At 66.3% G+C, this 19285-nt stretch carries 13 protein-coding genes; 5 read left to right on the forward strand and 8 right to left on the reverse strand.

Annotated elements, in window-relative coordinates; genetic code table 11:
* The first annotated feature begins 366 nt into the window (after positions 1-366).
* The 3 genes from malE to malG all read left to right on the forward strand — a co-directional run bounded on the left by malE (position 367) and on the right by malG (position 4161).
* Positions 367-1554: a maltose/maltodextrin ABC transporter substrate-binding protein MalE gene (gene malE / locus ACOMD9_RS04515; protein ID WP_421412371.1), complete on the forward strand. Its 1188-nt coding sequence runs from the start codon at positions 367-369 to the stop codon at positions 1552-1554.
* 79 nt (positions 1555-1633) lie between these two features.
* The gene (gene malF, locus ACOMD9_RS04520; RefSeq protein WP_421412372.1) at positions 1634-3244 is read left to right on the forward strand and encodes a maltose ABC transporter permease MalF; all 1611 of its coding nucleotides are present in this window, start codon (positions 1634-1636) and stop codon (positions 3242-3244) included.
* 26 nt (positions 3245-3270) lie between these two features.
* The gene (malG, locus tag ACOMD9_RS04525) at positions 3271-4161 is read left to right on the forward strand and encodes a maltose ABC transporter permease MalG (protein WP_421412373.1); all 891 of its coding nucleotides are present in this window, start codon (positions 3271-3273) and stop codon (positions 4159-4161) included.
* Positions 4162-4317: 156 nt separating this feature from the next.
* Here the strand turns inward: malG and ugpC are convergent, their stop codons facing one another.
* The 3 genes from ugpC to malT form a co-directional block, all read right to left on the reverse strand.
* Positions 4318-5433 (reverse strand): sn-glycerol-3-phosphate ABC transporter ATP-binding protein UgpC, encoded by a 1116-nt coding sequence (gene ugpC / locus ACOMD9_RS04530; protein WP_421412374.1) that lies wholly within the window; start codon positions 5431-5433, stop codon positions 4318-4320.
* Positions 5421-7091 carry an alpha-amylase family glycosyl hydrolase gene (locus ACOMD9_RS04535; protein WP_421412375.1) on the reverse strand — a complete coding sequence of 557 codons (1671 nt, stop codon included), beginning with the start codon at positions 7089-7091 and terminating at the stop codon, positions 5421-5423. Before ACOMD9_RS04535 ends, ugpC begins: the two co-directional genes overlap by 13 nt.
* 139 nt (positions 7092-7230) lie before the next feature.
* Complete coding sequence (gene malT / locus ACOMD9_RS04540) at positions 7231-9954, reverse strand: HTH-type transcriptional regulator MalT (RefSeq protein ID WP_421412661.1); 2724 nt, start codon at positions 9952-9954, stop codon at positions 7231-7233.
* Positions 9955-10099: 145 nt separating this feature from the next.
* Here malT and ACOMD9_RS04545 point away from each other — a divergent pair, with 145 nt between their 5' ends.
* Both ACOMD9_RS04545 and ACOMD9_RS04550 read left to right on the forward strand, forming a co-directional pair.
* On the forward strand, positions 10100-10846 hold the full coding sequence (locus ACOMD9_RS04545; RefSeq protein WP_421412376.1) for a trimeric intracellular cation channel family protein: 747 nt from the start codon (positions 10100-10102) through the stop codon (positions 10844-10846).
* Positions 10843-11970, forward strand: coding sequence for a DUF3541 domain-containing protein (locus tag ACOMD9_RS04550; RefSeq protein ID WP_421412377.1), 1128 nt, complete (start codon positions 10843-10845; stop codon positions 11968-11970). Before ACOMD9_RS04545 ends, ACOMD9_RS04550 begins: the two co-directional genes overlap by 4 nt.
* On the opposite strand, the gene ACOMD9_RS04555 is transcribed toward ACOMD9_RS04550, so the two are convergent.
* From ACOMD9_RS04555 to nhaD, 5 genes are all read right to left on the reverse strand, one after another.
* Positions 11915-12727, reverse strand: coding sequence for a PEP-CTERM/exosortase system-associated acyltransferase (locus tag ACOMD9_RS04555; protein WP_421412378.1), 813 nt, complete (start codon positions 12725-12727; stop codon positions 11915-11917). The two genes, ACOMD9_RS04550 and ACOMD9_RS04555, sit on opposite strands and share 56 nt — an antisense overlap.
* Positions 12728-12816: 89 nt before the next feature.
* A complete protein-coding gene (locus ACOMD9_RS04560; RefSeq protein WP_421412379.1) occupies positions 12817-15657 on the reverse strand; it encodes a bifunctional diguanylate cyclase/phosphodiesterase in 2841 nt (946 codons plus the stop codon).
* 45 nt (positions 15658-15702) lie between these two features.
* Positions 15703-16926 carry a hypothetical protein gene (locus ACOMD9_RS04565; protein WP_421412380.1) on the reverse strand — a complete coding sequence of 408 codons (1224 nt, stop codon included), beginning with the start codon at positions 16924-16926 and terminating at the stop codon, positions 15703-15705.
* The gene (locus tag ACOMD9_RS04570; protein WP_421412381.1) at positions 16895-17329 is read right to left on the reverse strand and encodes a hypothetical protein; all 435 of its coding nucleotides are present in this window, start codon (positions 17327-17329) and stop codon (positions 16895-16897) included. The genes ACOMD9_RS04565 and ACOMD9_RS04570 overlap by 32 nt, the downstream gene beginning before the upstream one ends.
* 373 nt (positions 17330-17702) lie before the next feature.
* Complete coding sequence (gene nhaD, locus ACOMD9_RS04575) at positions 17703-19187, reverse strand: sodium:proton antiporter NhaD (protein ID WP_421412382.1); 1485 nt, start codon at positions 19185-19187, stop codon at positions 17703-17705.
* Positions 19188-19285 lie beyond the last annotated feature (98 nt).

Here is a 19285-nt window from a genome sequence, read left to right on the forward strand (position 1 = left end):
CCCTCCCGGCTCCGCCCGGGTCGCCGCCCGTCGTCAGCGGAGCCTTGGCTCGCCTCCAGAAGGGGGCGGCCGTCGGTATCGTCATCGTCCACACGAGCGCAGGGCGTACCGCATGCCGACCTGCATGGATGGCCGATACCTCCGCCGCTGGCTTCAGCCTAGTACAGGCTCCAGGAGTTGTGCCGCTTCCGGCAAGACCGGCCCAATGGCCTACGCCCTTGCCTTACGCCTCCTGTCCCCCGGGGGAGGAGGAGGCATCGTCGACGGGGATTGGCGAGTCTTGGATGCGCTCACGAAAGGCGCTGCCGCGCTGCGCAGGCAGGCCCTTTCATCATGACGCTTCACAACAACAATGGGGCTATCGACATGACCACACGCCAAGGCATTGCCTTTCCCCTGCTGGCCGCGACCCTCGCCGCCGGCCTCTCGCTTCCTGCCCTGGGGTTCGACGACGACCGCCTGACCATCTGGATGGGCGACAACAAGGGGCCCGATGGCATCCGCGAGGTGGCAGCGCAGTTCACCGCCGACACCGGCATCGCCATCGAGATCGTCTTGCCCGACAACCTCACCGACCGCTTCCAGCAGGCCGCCGGCAGCGGCCAGGGGCCGGATATCGTGATCTGGGCCCACGACCGCATGGGCGAATGGGCCCAGAGCGGCCTGCTTGCCCCGATCTCGCCCAGCGACGACTTCCGTGAACGCTACTTCGACTTCACCTGGGACGCCGCCCTGTGGAACGGCGAGACCTACGGCTACCCGATCTCGGTGGAGTCGCTGGGGCTGATCTACAACAAGGCGCTCGTCGACGAGGCCCCGGAGAGCTTCCAGGAGCTTGCGGCCCTGGACGCCGAACTGGCCGAGCAGGGCAGGAAGGCGATCCTCTTCGACTACAGCGAGCCCTACTACGGCTGGACCCTGCTGGCCGCCAACGGCGGCTACCCCTTCCGCCAGACCGAGGCGGGCTTCGACGTCGCCGACATCGGGGTCAACAACGCGGGGGCCATCCAGGGCGCCGAACTGCTCGTCGAGCTGATCGAGAGCGGCGTGCTGCCCCGTGGCACCGACTACAACCTCGCCGATACCCGCTTCAACCGCGGCGAGGTCGCCACCATGATCAGCGGCCCCTGGGCCTGGAGCAACCTCGAGCGCAGCGGCATCGACTTCGGCGTGGCCCTGCTGCCCAGGGTGGGCGACGCCCGGGCCCGGCCGATGTTCGGCGTCATGACGGCGATGATCAACTCGGCCTCGCCCAACGACTTCCTGGCCATCGAGTTTCTCGAGAACTACCTGCTCAGCGAGGAGGGCCTGCGCACCTTCAACGGCGACGGCTCACTGGGGGCGGTGGCCCACATCGCCTACCAGGAAGAACTGGAGAGCGATGAGCGCATTGCCGCGACGCTCGCCAACGCCGAGGTCGGCATGCCGATGCCCAACATTCCCGAGATGGGCGCCTTCTGGGCCGCCATGGAGCCGGCACTGCAGAACATCGGCAGCGGCCGTCAATCCCCCCGGGAAGCCCTCGACGCCGCAGCACGCCGCATGCGCCAGTAACTGTCTCACCCTGGACCCAGCAGCCGGTGGAGCCTGCCCCGCCGGCTCATCCTGCAGGCTCGTTTCACAGGTCATGCCCATGTACACCACCAATGCAGCCCGCGGGCTGCCACGCCACCGCTCGCGCCATCCCACCGAACGCTACACCCGCTGGGCCGGCCGCGCCCTGGTCGCCACCCTGGTCCTGGCCATGCTGTGGCTGGTGCTGGCCTTCCACCTCAACGGCCAGTGGATGTTCGCCCTGCTGTTCCTGGTGCTCGGCACCGCCATGGCGGTGGTCTTCACCAAACGCAGTCTGATGAGTCACCGCTATATCTTTCCCGCGGTGGCGGGGCTCGGGGTCTTCGTGATCTTTCCGCTGCTCTACACCATCGGCATCAGCTTCAGCAACTACAGCTCCAGCAACCTGCTCAGCGAGGACCGCGTCCGCGCCCAGCTGCTGGCCCGCACCTACCAGGAGGAGAGCGCCGCCTTCGCCTTCGGCCTCTACCGCGAGGGCGACCGGGTGCGGCTCTACCTGGAAAGCGAGGGCGGGGTTGAGCTGCAGGGTGAGGCCGACGGCGAGCCGGAGGCGGCCCTGGCGGGCCCTGGCCGCTTCGTGACCGGCCCCATCGAACTCGGCGAAGCGACGCGACACCTGGATATCCAACCCGCCGAGGCCGCCCCCGAGAGCGAGCCGCTGGCCATGCGCGAGGTGATCGCGGCACGTGACGCCCTGCAGGCGTTGCGGCTGGTGACGCCGGAAGGCCAGGAGCTGCGTATGGCCGGCCTGAGAAGCTTCGCACCGATGCTCGACCGCTATGAGGCCCGCGAGGACGGAACCCTCCATGATCGCCGCGACGGCCGGGTGCTGACGCCGGATCAGGCAATCGGCTTCTTCGTCGCCGACGACGGTGAGCGCATCACCCCGGGATGGCCCGTCGCCGTGGGCCTGGACAACTACACCCGGATCTTCGCCGATCCCGATATCCGCGGGCCCTTCGTGCAGATCTTCGTCTGGACCTTCGCCTTCGCCGGGCTCACCGTGCTCTTCACCCTGATCGTCGGCTTCGTGCTCGCCTCCCTGCTGCAGTGGGACCAGCTGCGCGGCAAGGCGATCTACCGCACGCTGCTGATCCTCCCCTATGCGGTGCCGGCCTTCATCTCGATCCTGATCTTCAAGGGCATGTTCAACCAGCACTTCGGCGAGGTGAACATGATCCTCGAGACGCTGTTCGGCATTCGCCCCGAGTGGTTCACCGATCCCTGGCTCGCCCGCACCATGCTGCTGGTGGTGAACACCTGGCTCGGCTACCCCTACATGCTGCTGCTCTGCATGGGGCTGATCCAGTCGATCCCCAAGGACCTCTACGAGGCCACGGCGGTGGATGGCGGCGGCCCCGTCACCAACCTGTTCAAGATCACCCTGCCGCTGATCCTCAGGCCGCTGACGCCCCTGTTGATCGCCTGTTTCGCCTTCAACTTCAACAATTTCGTGCTGATCGCCCTGCTCACCGGCGGCAACCCCGACATCCTCGGCGCGAGCACCCCGGCGGGCACCACCGACCTGCTGGTCAGCTACACCTACCGCATCGCCTTCCAGGATGCCGGCCAGGACTTCGGCCTGGCGGCGGCCATCGCCACCCTGATCTTCCTGCTGGTGGCCGGCCTGTCGCTGCTCAATCTGCGGCTTTCCAGGGTCAAGGTCTGATTCACACGATCAAAGGAGCTATCGCCATGGCCATGGTCCAACCCCGCTCGATTCGCGCCCGGCGGCTCGCCGCGCACCTCGCCCTGCTCGGCTTCGTGTCGCTGATCGTCTTCCCGCTGCTGCTGGTGATCTCGATCTCCTTCCGCGAGGGCAACTTCGCCACCGGCAGCCTGATCCCCGAACGCTTCTCCCTGGAGCACTGGGCGCTGGCCTTCGGCATTCCCTGGGAGCGTGCCGACGGCAGCGTGATCCAGCCACCCTTCCCGGTGCTGCTGTGGCTGTGGAACTCTGTGAAGGTGGCGGTGGTGTCGTCGGCGCTGATCGTGCTGCTCGCCACCACCAGCGCCTACGCCTTCGCGCGCATGCGCTTCAAGGGCAAGGCGCCGATCCTCAAGGGCATGCTGATCTTCCAGATGTTCCCGGCGGTGCTCTCCCTGGTGGCGCTCTACGCGCTCTTCGATCGTCTCGGCCAGCTGGTGCCGGCGCTCGGCATCAACACCCATGGCGCGCTGATCGTCGCCTCGCTGGGTGCCGTGGCGCTGCACATCTGGACCATCAAGGGCTACTTCGAGTCCATCGACGGCTCCCTGGAGGAGGCCGCCATGGTGGACGGCGCCAGCACCTGGCAGGCGTTCCGCTACATCCTGCTGCCGCTGTCGGTACCGATCCTGATGGTGGTGTTCATCCTGGCCTTCGTGATGAGCATCATGGAGTACCCCATGGCCTCGGTGCTGCTGGTCGACGAGCACAAGCTGACGCTCGCCGTGGGTGCCCAGCAGTACCTCGCCGACCACAACCAGCGCTGGGGCAACTTCGCCGCCGCCGCGGTGCTCTCCGGCCTGCCCATCACCGTGGTCTTCCTGGTCTGCCAGCGCTGGATCATCGGCGGGCTCACCGCCGGTGGCGTCAAGGGCTGACGCCATGGTGTGAACCGGACTGTTTCTCCTCGTCCTGAGCAGAGCCTTGCTCGACCCCGGCCACGGTCGGGGTTCTTTTTCGTCGCCTGTGCCGCACGCACGACAACGCCCCGGGCTCATGAAGTCCGGGGCGCTTCGTCGTGAGGACGGGGTGGCTCAGTGGGTCACGCCGGGGATCCGCACCTGGCGCGGGCAGGCGTCGCCGTCGGGGCCGAACAGGTGGCAGCGCTCACCCGCCAGCCCGAGTTCGACGGTCTGGTCGTCCTCGAGGTGGGTCAGGCCGTCGAGGCGCTGGGTGAAGGTCGCCTCGACGCCGTCGACTCGCAGGTGGGCGAGGGTCTCGTAGCCGAGCTTCTCGGCGACCATCAGCTGCGCCGCCAGGCACACCTCGGCCTGGTCGGGGGCGACAAAGTCCTCGGCGCGCACCCCCAGGGTGGCGCTGTCGCCGGCCCGGAGGCGGGCGCCGTCCACCGCCACGGCCAGGGTGTCGCCGCTCGGCAGGCGAACCGCGGTGCGCTGGCGGCCGGGGTCGACCACCTGCACCGACAGAGTGTTGATGCGCGGCGAGCCGATGAATTCCGCCACCTCGAGCGACTGCGGGAAGTGATAGAGCGACAGCGGGGCGCCGACCTGGGCGATGCGCCCGCGGGAGAGCAGCACGATGCGATCGGCGAGCGTCATGGCTTCGACCTGGTCGTGGGTCACGTAGATCATGGTGGCGCGCAGGCGCCGGTGCAGCTCGGCGATCTGCACCCGCATGTCGACCCGCAGGGCGGCATCCAGGTTGGAGAGCGGCTCGTCGAACAGGAACACCGCCGGCTCCTTGACCAGGGTGCGGCCGATGGCCACCCGCTGGCGCTGGCCGCCCGAGAGGTCCTTGGGGCGACGCTCGAGCAGCTCGCCGAGGTGCAGCATCCCGGCGGCATGGTCGACGCGCCGGCGAATCTCGGCCTTGTCGGTGCGGGCGAGCTTCAGGCCGAAGGCCATGTTCTCGGCCACGCTCATGTGCGGATAGAGGGCGTAGGACTGGAACACCATGCCGATGTCCCGCTCCTGGGGCGGGATCTCGTTGATGCGCTCGCCGTCCAGGCACATCTCGCCGCGGGTGATCTCCTCGAGCCCGGCGATCATGCGCAGCAGGGTCGACTTGCCGCAGCCCGAGGGGCCGACGAAGACCACGAATTCGCCGTCCTCGATGGTCAGGTCGATGTCCCGCGAGACCTCGACGCCGTCGTAGTCCTTGCCGATCCCGGTCAGTGTCAGACGTCCCATGACAGTCCCTCCTCAGCAGGGCAGCGCGCGATGGCGATGCCGTAGGCTGGCAGCCGAAGCAGGCCGTCGTTCCAGGTGCCGTTGAGCAGCGCCGGAGCGTCGTCGAGGGCTCGCGCCTGAACGGGCGCGCACAGCTCGCGAGGCTCTCCCGAGAAGTTGAGCGCCACCAGCAGGCGCTGGTCGCCATGGGCGCGCTCGAGACACAGCACCTCGTCGCGTACCGGGTGGTAGCGGACCGCGCCCTTGACCAGTGCCGGCTCGCCGCGGCGGAAGGCCAGGAAGGTGCGGTAGGCGTTGAGCAGCGACTCGGGATCGTCGTCCTGGCGGTCCACCGCCAGGCCCAGGTGTTCGGTGGGTACCGGCAGCCAGGGGGGCGCCGTGGAGAAGCCGCCGTGGCGGGCGTCGGCCACCCAGGGGTGCGGCGTGCGACAGCCATCGCGGCCCTTGTAGGCGGGCCAGAAGGCGATCCCGGCCGGGTCGACGAGCTGCTCGAAGGTCAGGTCGGCCTCGGTCAGGCCCAGCTCCTCGCCCTGGTAGAGGCAGACGCTGCCGCGCTGGGTGAGCAGGAAGGCCATATAGAGGCGCAGCATCGCCGGCTCGCCTTCGGCCTGCCAGCGCGTGGCGAGACGGGTGACGTCGTGGTTGCCGAGCGCCCAACAGGGCCAGCCGTCGCCGATGCGCGCCTCCATCTCGGCGAGGGTATCGTGCAGGTAGCGGGGGTCGGCCTTGTCGGTCAGCAGATCGAAGGAGTAGCACATGTGCAGGCGGTTGCCGCCCCGGGAGTACTCGGCCATCACCCCCAGGGAGTCGTCGTCGCCCACCTCGCCGACGCTGGTGGTGCCGGGGTACTCGTCGAGCAGGGCGCGCAGTTTCTCGAGGAAGGCGAGGTTCTCCGGCTGGGTCTTGTCGTGCAGGTGGCGCTGGTAGCCGTAGGGGTTGTCGGGCCTTACGCCGATGAAGCCCTCGACGATCTCCTCCCGGGGCGGGTTGTCCTCGAGCGCGCCGTGGGTGCAGAAGTTGATCGCGTCGAGGCGGAAGCCGTCGACGCCGCGCTCGAGCCAGAAGCGCACCTCGCCGAGGATCGCCTCGACCACCTCGGGGTTGCGGAAGTTGAGGTCCGGCTGCTCGGCCAGGAAGTTGTGCAGGTAGTACTGGCAGCGGCGGGTGTCCCACTGCCAGGCGGGCCCGCCGAAGATCGCCTGCCAGTTGGTGGGTGGTGAGCCGTCGGGCCTGGGGTCGGCCCACACGTACCAGTCGGCGCGGGGGTTGTCGCGACTCGCCCGGCTCTCGGCGAACCAGGGGTGCTGGTCCGAGGTGTGGGAGAGTACCTGGTCGATGGTCACCTTGAGGCCGCGGGCGTGGGCCGCCTCAACGAGGCGATCGAAGTCCTCCAGGGTGCCGAACATCGGGTCGACGCCCCGGTAGTCGCTGACGTCGTAGCCGAAGTCCTTCATCGGCGAGGTGAAGAAGGGCGACAGCCAGATGGCGTCGACGTTCAGCGAGGCGATGTAGTCGAGCCGGTCGATGACGCCCTGCAGGTCGCCGATGCCGTCGCCATTGGCATCCATGAAGCTGCGCGGGTAGATCTGGTAGATCACCGCGCCGCGCCACCAGTCGGCGCCCTGCTTGCCGAAACAGGGGGGAGTCTCTGTGGTCATGCACCTTGTCCTTGTCGTGGGTTCCGCGCGGGCGTGAGCCGCAGGAAAAGCGTCCAGGAGCATGGTGGCGGCAGTGTCGGGCAGGGACATCCTCCCGAAGGGGGAGTAGGTGGCGTAGATGGGGGGAGGAGGCGGGCCGTTACTCCCCCTGGATGTGCGCGAGCAGCTCGCCGGCGAGGGCGATGGCTTCCTCGCGGCGGCGGATGTTCTGCTTCTGGTAGAGGCTCCTGATATGGGTCTTGATGGTGGTCGGGGCCACCGCGAGCTGCTCGGCGATCTGCTCGTTGGAGAGCCCGGCATGGATCAGCCCCAGGATCTGCCACTCGCGGCGGGTCAGCGGCGAGGTGCGGATCAGTTCGGGGACATCGGGGCGCGAGACGATGTCGGCGATCACCGATTCGTCGAGCATCAGCCTGACGCCGCGGCCGAAGTCGCGCTGACGGCCGGCCAGATCGAGGAGCCGCCGCGCCCGGGCACTGGCCAGGTCGTCGAGCCGCTCGGTCGCCAGCAGGGCCTGCAGCATCTCGCCCAGGGGGCGGCCGAGCCGCAGGAAGCTGCCGGCCAGGGCTGTGCGGGAGGCGATCTCCAGGGCCTGGGCGAGATGCTCCAGCGCCGATTCGTGCCGGTCGCGTTGCCACTCCAGGGCGGCCAGGCAGAGCCGGTTGCGGTTGGCATCGGTGACCAGGCCGAGGCGTTCGGTCTGTGTTTCGAGCGCCGTCAGCAGGGCATGGGCCTCGGCGTGGCGGCCGAGCAGGGTCAGGGCACGGGCATGGTTGCGCAGGTTGCACTGGGCGAAGTGGTTGCTGGCCGTCGCCGGGTCGCCCGGCGGGGCCTCCGGCAGCCAGCGGGCCACGGCATCGAGGTCCTCAGTGGACTGCCACCACGCGAGCAGGGTGGCGTGGGCATTGGCCAGCCAGTCGATATGGTAGTCGCCCTCGGCGAGGATCTTGCGCAGGCGGCGGATGTGATCGGCGCACTGGGCCTGGTCGCCACGGGCCTGGGCCACCTTGGCCAGGCTGATGTGGCACTGCAGGCTCCAGCGCTCGCCCCGGTCGTCGAGCACGGCGATACCCTTCAGCGCCGCCTGCTCGGATTCGTCCAGCCGGTGCCACTCCCACAGCAGCTGGCTGCGGATGCGATAGAGGAACTCCGAGACGGGCAGGCGATCCAGCCCGCTGCGCTCCACATGGGCGATGGCCCGCTCCTGGATATCGAAGGCGGCCTGCAAGCGCCCCTGGGCAACCAGGGTCTCCGACTGATGGCACAGCGACCAGAGCCGAAGCTGGTCGTCGCCGATGCGCCCCGCCTCGCGCTCGACCTCGCGTACCCGGCTCAGGGATTCGTCCAGGTACCCCTGCACGAAACGCGACTCGCCGAGCAGTGCCGTCGCCGTGACCGGTGTCGCCGCGAGATAGCGGGCCGGCCGGGTCAGGGCGAACTCGGCCAGGGGGGCGGCTCGCTCGGCATCCCCCTGGTTGATGGCCAGCTGGGCGCGCAGGGTGGCGAACTCGGCGGCGAGTTCCTGCCACGCGGGGCTCTCGAGCTGGGCCTCGATCCAGTCGATGGCCTGGCGGGTGCGCGAGAACCGGTATTGGGCATGGGTGACCCAGCCGTGCAGCAGTGTCAGGTGGGGGGAGGCGGCGATGCGGGTGTCGCCCAGGCGTTCCAGCGCTCGGGCCATCAGCGAGAAGTGGCCATTGGCCAGCAGGGGCGGGCCGTGTTCCTCGAGCAGGGCGGCCAGGGGGGCGGGAGCACCCGCCTCGATGGCCTGGCCCAGGGCCATGGCAGGGTCGTCCAGTGCCAGCCAGGCCCGGCTGGCACGCTGGTGCAGCTGGTGCTGGGTCGCCAGGCTCAGCTCGTCGCGGCGGTGCCGCAGGTAGCCGGCGAACAGCCGATGGAAGCGGAACCAGTGGTCATGCGGATCGAGCCGTTCGAGGAAGAGGCCCTGCCGTTCCAGGGCCTCGAGGCGCTGGAAGACCCGGTCGCCCTCGACCAGTCGGGCGACCAGTGCCGGCGAGAAGCGTTCGAGCACGCCGAGCTGCAGCAGCAGCTGGCGATCCGGCTCGTCGAGTGTCTGGTGCAGCAGGTCGTCGAACCAGGCCACGAAGTCGGGGTGGGCGCCGCCGAGGCGGTCCACCAGGCTGTCGAAGCCGGCCCGGGTCGTGGTGCGCTCGATCAGCCAGTCCAGCGCCATCACCCAGCCCTCGGTACGTCGCAGGGCGCGTTCGAGGCTGACCCGGGTGGGGGGGAAGCTGAGTTGCTCGGCGCAGAGGGTCTGGGCCTCCTCCCGGTCGAAGGCCAGGTCGGCCGGGCCGATCTCCTCGAGCTCGCCGCGCAGGCGCAGTGCGGGAAGTCCCAGCGCCGGGCGGGTGCGCGAGATCAGTGTCAGCGTCAGCCAGGCCGGCTGGTGGCGCAGCCAGTGGGTGAGCCCCGCGAGGATGTCGGGATGGGAGAGATGCTCGAACTCGTCGACCACCAGTCGGCAGGGTTCGGCAGCATCGGGCAGTGCGGTGAGCCAGGCCTCCAGGGTATCGACGAAGCCCTGTCCGTCGTGCGGCACCGAGGCGTATGCCAGTGGCTCGCCGACCGATGAGTCACGGCAGAGCGCCGTCAGGGCGGCATGGAAGTGGTCGGCGAAGCGCGCCGGATCGTCGTCGCGCTGGTCCAGTCGCAGCCAGGCGGCCCGCTGCTCCAGGGCGGGCAGGCGCTCGGCCACCAGGGTGCTCTTGCCGTAACCGGGAGGGGCCTGCACCACCAGCACGCGGATGCGTTCGTCGAGCACGAAACGGTCATTGAGTCGCGGGCGTGCCACCAGCGACAGTGGCAGGGGTGGCGGGGCGAGCTTTTCCTGGATCAACGGCATCTCGCTCACTGTCGGGTCTTGGGAAGACGGAGCGTACCAGTATGCCCGAGGGGTGCCGGCCTGCGGGGGTCGTTGCGACGAAGGTCAAAGGCAAGGCGCCAGCGATGCGCTATGCTGCCGCCCATGTCGTAAGGGAGGACGTGATGTGACAGGGGCAGTCTACTGGCTGGACATGGCAGGGGTGATCGTCTTCGCGCTGTCGGGGGTGGTTCTCGCCTGTCGCTCGCGCATGGACCCCTTCGGCATGCTGGTGCTGGCGGCGGTGACCGGGATCGGCGGCGGCACGCTGCGCGATCTGGTGCTGGGGGTGCGCCCGGTGTTCTGGGTCAGCGACCCGACTTATCTCTGGGTGATCCTGGGCACGGTGGGGCTGTCGATCCTGGGCTTCCACTATATCCATCGCCTCTCGCGTGTCTTCCTGCCGGTCGCCGATGCCTTCGGGCTGGCCCTGTTCACCGTGATCGGTACCCACAAGGCGCTGATGCTCGAGGCGCCCGGTGTGGTGGCGGTGCTGATGGGGTTGTTGACCGGGGTCGCCGGTGGCATGGTCCGCGACGTGCTGGCACGCCGCGTGCCCATGGTGCTGCGCCAGGAAGTCTATGCCACGGCGTCCATTGCCGGGGGGGTGACCTACGTGGTGCTCGACACGCTGGGAGCTCCCTTCGCGGTGATCATCGCCCTGGCTCTCGGTGTCACGCTGTGCCTGCGCCTGGCGGCCATCCACTGGCGGCTGACGCTGCCGATCTTCGCCTGGGTGGTGATCCCGCCGGCACCCGAGCGTGAGGCCGCGAAGGGAGCCGCGACCGAAGGGGGCGCCCCTTCCGCTGCCAGGCCCAAGGTGAGGCTGATTCGCCCGGGGCACTCGAAACGCAAGACAAGGCCGCGATCATGAATGTCCAGGCAGCGCGGCGAGGTTCCCCGGTCCTGCGCTGGGCCTGGTTCGGCCTGCTGGTGCTGCTGGTCGGCTGCGCCACCCTCGCGCCTGACCTCGAACGCGAGCGCCACCGCGAGGCGGGGCTCGCCATCCAGGCCGTCTACGAGGCGGCGCTGCCCGAGTTGCCGCCGAACAAGCAGCGTCACTATGCCCAGCGGCTCTATCGCATCACCGGCGATGACCGCTACCTCGGGCTCAACCGCGAGTATGCCCGGCGCCTGCTGCGGCAGCTCGACGACGAGATCGCCGGGCTGGCGGACCCCGGCCATGCCGCCGAACGCAGTCGCGAGATCGTCGAAAACTATTCGCAGCGTACCGCCAAGCGTCGGGCCAGGCGGGCGATGCTGGCCGAGTGGGGGGAGATCCCCTTCGCCAGGCAGCTGCTCTTCCGCCTGGTCCAGGCGGATTACTACGACCTGCTGCCGGAGGTGGAGAACCTCGAGGTGGCGTTGGCGTATCTCGCCGGGGTCGATTGGGAGCCCTTCCTGGTCGACCCGGAGGTCATGCGCATCTACGCGGCCCAGGTGGCCAACCAGGTGATGTTCCTGCACCAGCTCGGCATCGTCGATCTGCGCAGCGAGGTGATCGATGCCTTCCGACGCCAGTATCCGGCGAGCGGCGCCAGGCGGTTGAGCGACGAGGAGTACCATAACAAGCTCTACGGCATGACCCACTTCGTGATCGCCGCGAGTCGCTACTACCAGCAGCGCGTGGATGCCGAGGAGTTCGCCTGGGTGCTGGAGGCGTTCGAGCGGGATATCGAGCCTGTCCTGGCGCGGGCCACCGAGGATATCCAGGCCGAGGTGGCGCTGAGCTTCCTGCTGGCGGGACAGGAGGATCACATTGTCGTGGAAAGGGTGCGAGATGCGCTGGTCGCGGCCGTGGATTCCGAGGCGGGCATGATCCCCTCGCCATCGGGCAGCACCGACCTGGCGCGGGGCGAGCATCGCAATGTGCTGGCCATCATGGTGCTGCGTTGGCCAGGAGTGCTCTACTCGGGGCCGGATCTATCAGCCGAGAGTCTTCTCACAAGATTGCCGTCAGTTCATGGCGAGGCATGGCGGCTTCTAGTTGTGGAGTAAGCTCGTTCTGGATGTGGAGATACAGAGGGATTAACTCTTCATGGATTTCTTTCTCGGCCTTGCTATGGTCAATGTAGAAGGCGTTTCGTTTCCCATGAAAATCAATCGTCTTGCCGACCTTAGTGAAATGAAATCCTGAAAGAGCAAGAAGTCTGGGAAGTCTTGGTTCCATCATTGCAAACACATGGTGTCTTCCAGTAAGCCCCACTAAAGCGTATGTGCATAGAAATAAGCCTATGACAATCAAGGGGAATGTCTGCTTTTCTTTTTCTTTGAAAAGCATCATGTTGTCTGTGGCTGTTTCTGTAGATTCTGATGTGGTTTTTCCTCTAAAATCTCGAGAAATTGCTAGGCGAGAGACTTCGCAAATTCTTTCTCTTGGCAAGTGTGAAGGGCGGAATGTTTTGTGATCAAGGCTGTCCCCACCGTGCACTTCAACGGGAAGAAGGTGGTGGGAGTCGGCTTTTGATTTGCTGGGGATTACCAGTCGGAGGCATCCTGCTGGTAGGTTCGTACGCTTGTGTTTAATCAGACAGTGTATGGAGGCGTCGTCATATTCATCCAGCTCAAGATGGTGCGAGCTGTCTTCTTCCATGTTGTAGTGAAGTTCCTTGAGAAACACCTCGTGTCTGAGGGAGAAGACCTTCTCCCTTTCATTTTCCTCCACGGCGAGCCTGAATGAGAACTCCCGACTGAAGCGTTCCAGCAGGTCCTGCCTGATGGATTTTCGTGCTTCTTCGGTTGATATTGCTTTCATTGGAGTTTCCTTTGAATTCAGGTTCCCTGGTTCTTTTGCTTTGGCATGTTCTGGCTGGGTCGTCGTGGTGCCTGAGCCTGATATACATGTCAATCGTTCTGTGTCGGTGGTTCGGCCGAGATAATATTTTCAAGAGGCTCTGGGTGGCCAAGATGGAAGCCTTGGCCATAGGAAATTCCGTACGATTTCAGTATCGGCAGCAGGGCTTCCTGGTCGACGAATTCCGCGATGGCCTGCTTGCCGAAGCCGGCGGCGATATCGGCGATTGCCTTCACGATGACGCGGCTGTCTGCACTCACCGGCAGGCTGCGGATGAAACTGCCGTCGATCTTGATGTAGTCCACCGGCAGCTGGCCCAGGTAGTGGAAGCTGCTGAAGCCCACGCCGAAGTCGTCGAGTGCCGTGCGACAGCCGAGGTCGCGCATGGCCTGCAGTACGCCGCGGGCAGTGGAGAAGTCGGTCACGGCGGCGGTCTCGGTGACTTCGAGAATCAGGTAGTTGGGGTCGGCGCCGCTGGTGCCGAGTTCGTCGGCGAGGAACTGCTTCAGGCCATCGTCATGGAGGGACTGGCCGGAGAGATTGACCGCCAGGCTGACCCCCTTCTCCTGCAGTTGCCTCAGCGCCTGCAGGCTGCGGCGCAGCACCCAGCGGTCGATCTGGACGATCTGGCCGCTGCGTTCCGCCAGCGGGATGAAGCGACCGGGCGAGACGAGGCCGCCGTCGCCATCGCGCATCCGCAGCAGGACCTCGTAGTGGCGCACGTCCTGATCCTCGAGCCGCACGATGGGCTGGACCACCAGTTCGAAGTCGTCATCCTGGAGTGCCTTGCGCACCCGCTCGACCCAGTAGACCCGCTCCTGCAACTCGTCCTTGGCGTTCTCCAGCGTGGAGAGCAGGTGCCAGCGCTGGATGCCGTCCTCCTTGGCCTTGTACATGGCCACGTCGGCATTGGCCATCAGGTCGGTGGGGTTGTCACCCAGGGCAGGGAACAGCGCGATGCCGGTACTGGCCGAGATGCGGTGGCGACGCCCGCCGGCATCGAAGCCGATGGACTCGAGCAGGTGGGTGACCTGCTGGGCCACACGAACCGCCTGCTCGGGGTCGGCGCCATCCAGCAGCAGTGCGAACTCGTCGCCCCCCAGCCGGGCGATCACGCCGCGATGCCCCAGCTCCTGGAAGAGCGTGTTGGCCACCTTGCGCAGCAGCCTGTCCCCTGCCTGGTGGCCGCTGAGCTCGTTGACGTCCTTGAACTGGTCGAGATCCATCAGCAGCACGGCACCGCTGTGCCCCTGGTTCAGGGCACGGCCCAGGGCCTCCTGGAAGTAGCGGCGGTTGTAGAGCTCGGTCAGGACATCGCGTTCGGCGAGCCAGGTCAGCCGTGCCTCCGCTGCCTTGCGCTCGGTGATGTCGAGCCCCACCGAGATGCGTGCCGTGGCGCTGTCGTTGCCGGTGGGCAAGGCGGCATGGTACCAGGCGATGGTGTGCTGCTGGCCTTCGGCGGTCAACAGGGTGCGCTCCTCCTGGTGCGGGGCGGTGAGGTCCGCGATGCCCATGGCCTTGACCGAGAAGACGTCATCGAAGTGGCGACCCAGCAGTGTCTCTTCGCTGACCGACATGACCGAGAGCGCATACTCGTTGACCAGGGTGATTCGCCCCTGCCGATCCTGGGTGACGATGAAGACCCGGGAGGTATCCAGCAGGCTGCCCACGAAATCTCGTTCCCGGGCCAGTTCCTCGACCCGTTCGGCCAGCTGCTCGCCCCGGGCGCTGACCTCCTGTTCCAGTGCCTCCAGTTGGCTGGAGAGCTCGAGGGTGGTGCCTTCCAGCACGTCGATCTCGTCGGCGAGGCGGCGCCTGGGCACGGGGATGGCGGCACGTGCCTCGGCAAAGCCGCCATGGGCGAGCACCGGCAGCACGCCGGCCAGGCGGCGCAGGCGTGCCATGGGGCTGAGCAGGATGGCCAGCAGCAGGATCTCGGCGGCGAGCCAGCCGCCCAGGCCGACGACCATCAGGGTGCGGGTATCCTGGTTGATGGCCCGGATCTGGGAGGTGATGTCCGACGCCATCAGGAAGTAGCCCGTGCTGCGGCGATCGCCGTCCTCGTCCATGCGCACCGCGCTGAGCTCGATGTCGCGCCCGCGATGGCGAAGCTGAAGCGGGCTATTCAGCAGTTCCCGGATCGATGATTGTTGCGAAGCCGTACGCAGCAGGGAGAGGCTCTCCTCCTGGCGGGTCAGGGCCACCAGGTGCCCCTCCCAGGCGGCCAGGTGGCGCTCGGCGTTCGGGGTGTCGGATGCCATGGGGCCGGTGACCAGCAGGGCGACGTCACTGTCCGAGACCTGCTGGGCCTGGCGCGTCACGTCGGCCAGCGAGCGGGACAGGATGACCGTGCCGACGCTCTGGCCCTCCACGAGCACTGGCACCGCAGCGTACTGTCGGCAGTCGGTGGAGCAGCGCAGGGCGGTCAGCGGCATCTCGCTTTCCATGACCCGGCGGACCCAGAGTTGTATCGGTCGGTCGTTGTCGGCCTGGCTCTCGCCCCATTCGGCCTGCAGTTCGCCCCGCGCATCGAAGACGAGGATCTCGTCGATGCCCGCTTCGAGCTGGAGGGTCGGCCACTGGGCGTTGAGGGAGTCCTGGGTGTCTCCCGGGTTGCGCAGCTCCAGGGCAGGACCCAGCCGGGGGGAGGCGGCGGCGAGGGAGGCCAGTTGCTGCAGGGCACCCTCGGTACGTTGCAGGGCGAGCCGGATCTCGCGCATCTGGCGTTCGGTATGCTCCTCGCGGCTTTCCTGGAACTGGCGCATCAGGTTGGCATGGCCCAGCCACGTGAACAGCAACACCAGGCCCAGCAGCAGCAGGCTGCTCAGTGCAATGACCCGCCATGTCAGGCTCAGTCGTTGTCGTGTTCCGGTGGCTTTCGTGGCGCTCATTCCAGCTTGTCCCGGGCCAGTGGGGGGGGCCGTGAGTCCGGCGTGTCAGAAGCGGAGCGAAAGCTGGAACAGCAGCATGTTCCAGCGCCGGCTCGTTTCGCTCGGGTCGGGGTTGTCTTGGCTGGGTAGCCAGCCAGTACCATCAATGTGGTGATACTCTGCTGCCAGCAATACACGGGGAGTGACGTTCCACTGGAGCCCCAGGGTGATGTCATCGGCATACTGAGTATGTGCAGGACGGCCAGTGTCTATTGCAAATTGGCTGCCTGAGCGGTCATTGCGGTCATTGACCAAGCTGTCAAATCGTACCATCCATTGCCAGTCATCATGAAACCGGCGGGTATATTGCAGGTACCAGCTCTCTCCAGTGGTTTCAAAATTTCTGAAGTTGTCAAAGTTCTCTAATGAAAGAGTTCGCAGGGCATACTCACCGGTGAGGCTCCAAAGCTCGGCATTGTACTGAAGCGAGAAAACCCATGGTTGAAAGCTGAAATCTCCATTGCCTGGGAATGGTTCATCAGAAGAGTAGTGAGCCTTGGCACTTGCGGCACTGACGGCGGCTACAATACGCCCACCATCATGCTCATAGCGCACCTGTCCAATAGCAGAGGATCTTGCATCGAGCGAACCCGAAAAATCATCCAGGCCTAAGGCCCTTTCGACATCCCTTCCTACTTGGGCACGGCCGGCCCCAACTTGTACTCTAACCGTGCCGGTCGATAAACGCTCTTCGTAGTAGGCACTTATACCATCACCAGCCAGCCCGAGAGAACGAGTCCTGTCGAAATAGATGGACTGGGGCAGAAGGATGCTGGGACGGGTGAAGGCCACGTCCCGGGTCTGGTTGTAGAAACCGAAGGGGTTCTTGAAGCGGCCGACCTGAACGCCGAGGGTGCGCTGCTGGCTGGAGAACATCTGGTAGTCGACGATGCCGTAGTCGAGCACCGGCTTGGCATCGCTGCCGTCCCCGCCGGCGCGTCGGCTGAGTACCTGGGCGGCGATCAGCACGTCCTGGTGGGGCCGCAGCGAGGCGTTGGCGCCAATCTCGGTGTACTTGAGGCTGCCGTTGTCGCTGCTGCTGGGGCCGAAGAAGTCATTGCGATCGGTTATCACCAGGGCCTGGCTGAGAAAGCCATGCATCTGCAGGGTGTCGAGCACCGGGGGATGGGTGTCGGCCCGTGCCTTGCCGTCGGCGCTTGCCAGCAGCAGGCCGCCCAGCATCATGCCGACACAGGCCTCAGTCCATCGAAATGACTTGGACACGATCATCCAGGTACTCCCTTTCCAGATAGCCCAGGGCACCGGGGGTGCTGGCGATGCGCTCGCGCATCTCTACCTGGGTGGTAACGCGGTTTGGCGCCTGCCCGGTGCCCGAGAAGACCATGCGATCCCAGGCCAGCTGAAGCTGGTGGGGGTAGACAGCCAGTCGCTCCTTGGCGAAGCGCGCATGCACGGGGTGGTCGTTGGGCAGCACAAAGACTCGCACGGCCTGGCCGTCGGGCCAGGTGCGCTGGCGCATGGCAAAGATGGCCCGGGTGGTGTCCCGGGTCAGCTGTCGGGAATCGACCCCGGAATTGGCAACGAGCACCACCGGGCCCTCCTCGGCAGCAGCCGGGGAGAACCCTGCCAGCATCAGCAGGGCCAGCAGCAGGCATCGTGTCAGCCTTGCCATGGGCCGGACTCGCCGCCTGCCGTGACACCAGGATCCGCCGCTGCAACAGGGCGATTCAGGACGAGGGTCTGCATCGCGTGAAGGGTTCCCTTTGTCTGATGAACGTCAAGTTCATGCACGGTGCGTTGATGGTTCGCACTCTTGGTGTGGATGAGTCGATGACGCTGTCTCCCTGCGGTCCGTTTCGGGCCAGTTACCTCGTGTTCTTGTCGACATCGACGGGAAAACACCAGCAGATCAGCGGGCTATCCGACTATGCCTTTTCGAGCCACCATAACCCGATAGGCTACATCACTGGAAGGCAATGTAGCTTTTTTTGCTTCAACGCGTGAAAGGGGAAGAAACCCGGCGGCGAAGTGCCGCCGGGTGGGGGTCAACCGTGGATGGCGAAACTGCCGGCATTCAGCCACAGGTGGGTCACCACGCTGGCGGCATAGCCGAGCGCAATCACCGGCGCCCAGCGCAGGTGGCCCATGAAGGTGTAGTTGCCGCGGGCCTGGCCCATCAGTGCCACCCCGGCGGCCGAGCCGATGGAGAGCAGGCTGCCGCCGACACCGGCGGTCAGCGTGATCAGCAGCCAGTGGCCATGGGACATCTCGGGCTGCATGGTGAGCACGGCGAACATCACCGGGATGTTGTCGACCACCGCCGAGATCACGCCCAGGGCGATGTTGGCCCAGGTGGCGTCCCAGCCGGTGTAGAGCGCCTGGGAGAGCATGCCCAGGTAGCCCATGAAGCCGAGGCCACCGACGCACATCACCACGCCGTAGAAGAACAGCAGGGTATCCCACTCGGCCCGGGCCACACGGCTGAACACATCGAAGGGCACCACGCTGCCCAGCCGTTCGAGCTTCTTCTGGTCGCCACGCTGGCTGTAGCGGGTACGCTTGCGCTCCAGCGAGCGTGGCAGGCTGCGGCGCAGGTAGTAGCCGAAGAACTGCAGGTAGCCCAGGCCGGTCATCATGCCCAGCACCGGCGGCAGGTTCAGCAGGGTATGGCAGGCCACGGCGGTGGCGACGGTGAGCAGGAACAGGGCGATGATGCGCCGCGCGCCACGCTTGAGCCAGATATCCTCCTGGACGCTGTCCGGCTTGCGATTCTTGATGAAGGCACTCATCACCACGGCGGGGATCAGGAAGTTGACCAGCGATGGCAGAAGCAGGACGAAGAACTCGTTGAAGGCGATCATGCCGGCCTGCCACACCATCAGGGTGGTGATGTCGCCGAAGGGGCTGAAGGCGCCGCCGGCATTGGCCGCCACCACGATGTTGACGCAGGCCAGGTTGATGAAGCGCTTGTCGCCCTCGGCCACCTTGGTCACCACGGCACACATCAGCAGCGCGGTGGTGAGGTTGTCGGCAATCGGCGAGATGATGAAGGCCAGCACACCGGTGATCCAGAACAACTGGCGGTAGCTGAAGCCCTTGCGGACCATCCAGGAGCGCAGGGCGTCGAATACCCGGCGCTCTTCCATGGCGTTGATGTAGGTCATCGCCACCAGCAGGAAGAGCATCAGCTCGGTGAATTCCAGCAGGGTCTCGCGGAAGGCGTGCTCGGCCTCGTCCGGCAGGCCGGCGTTGACATAGACCCAGCCGATCAGGCCCCAGATGAGGCCCGCCGCCACCAGCACCGGCTTGGACTTGCGCATGTGGAGCTTTTCCTCGCCCATCACCAGGGCATAGGCGAGGACGAAGATGGCGACGGCCAGGAAGCCGACCATCGAGCCGGTCAGGTCCAGCTCTCCAGTGACCGCGTGGGCGGCGGGGCTGAACAGCAGAACCAGAACGGCGAGCAGGAGTGTACCCGACCACCAGGCAGGGCGCCGGGGCCTTTGTAGTGAGCTGCAGGGTGTCAGCATGGCTGAAATGTCCTGAGGAGTAGGGGGAGGGGTCAGAAAGTCGCGTGGCATTCTATCATGCCGTGATGCGATGCAACATGCATGGAAGCGACTTGTGG

The sequence above is a fragment of the Halomonas terrestris genome (assembly GCF_049166755.1).
Lineage (GTDB): Bacteria > Pseudomonadota > Gammaproteobacteria > Pseudomonadales > Halomonadaceae > Halomonas.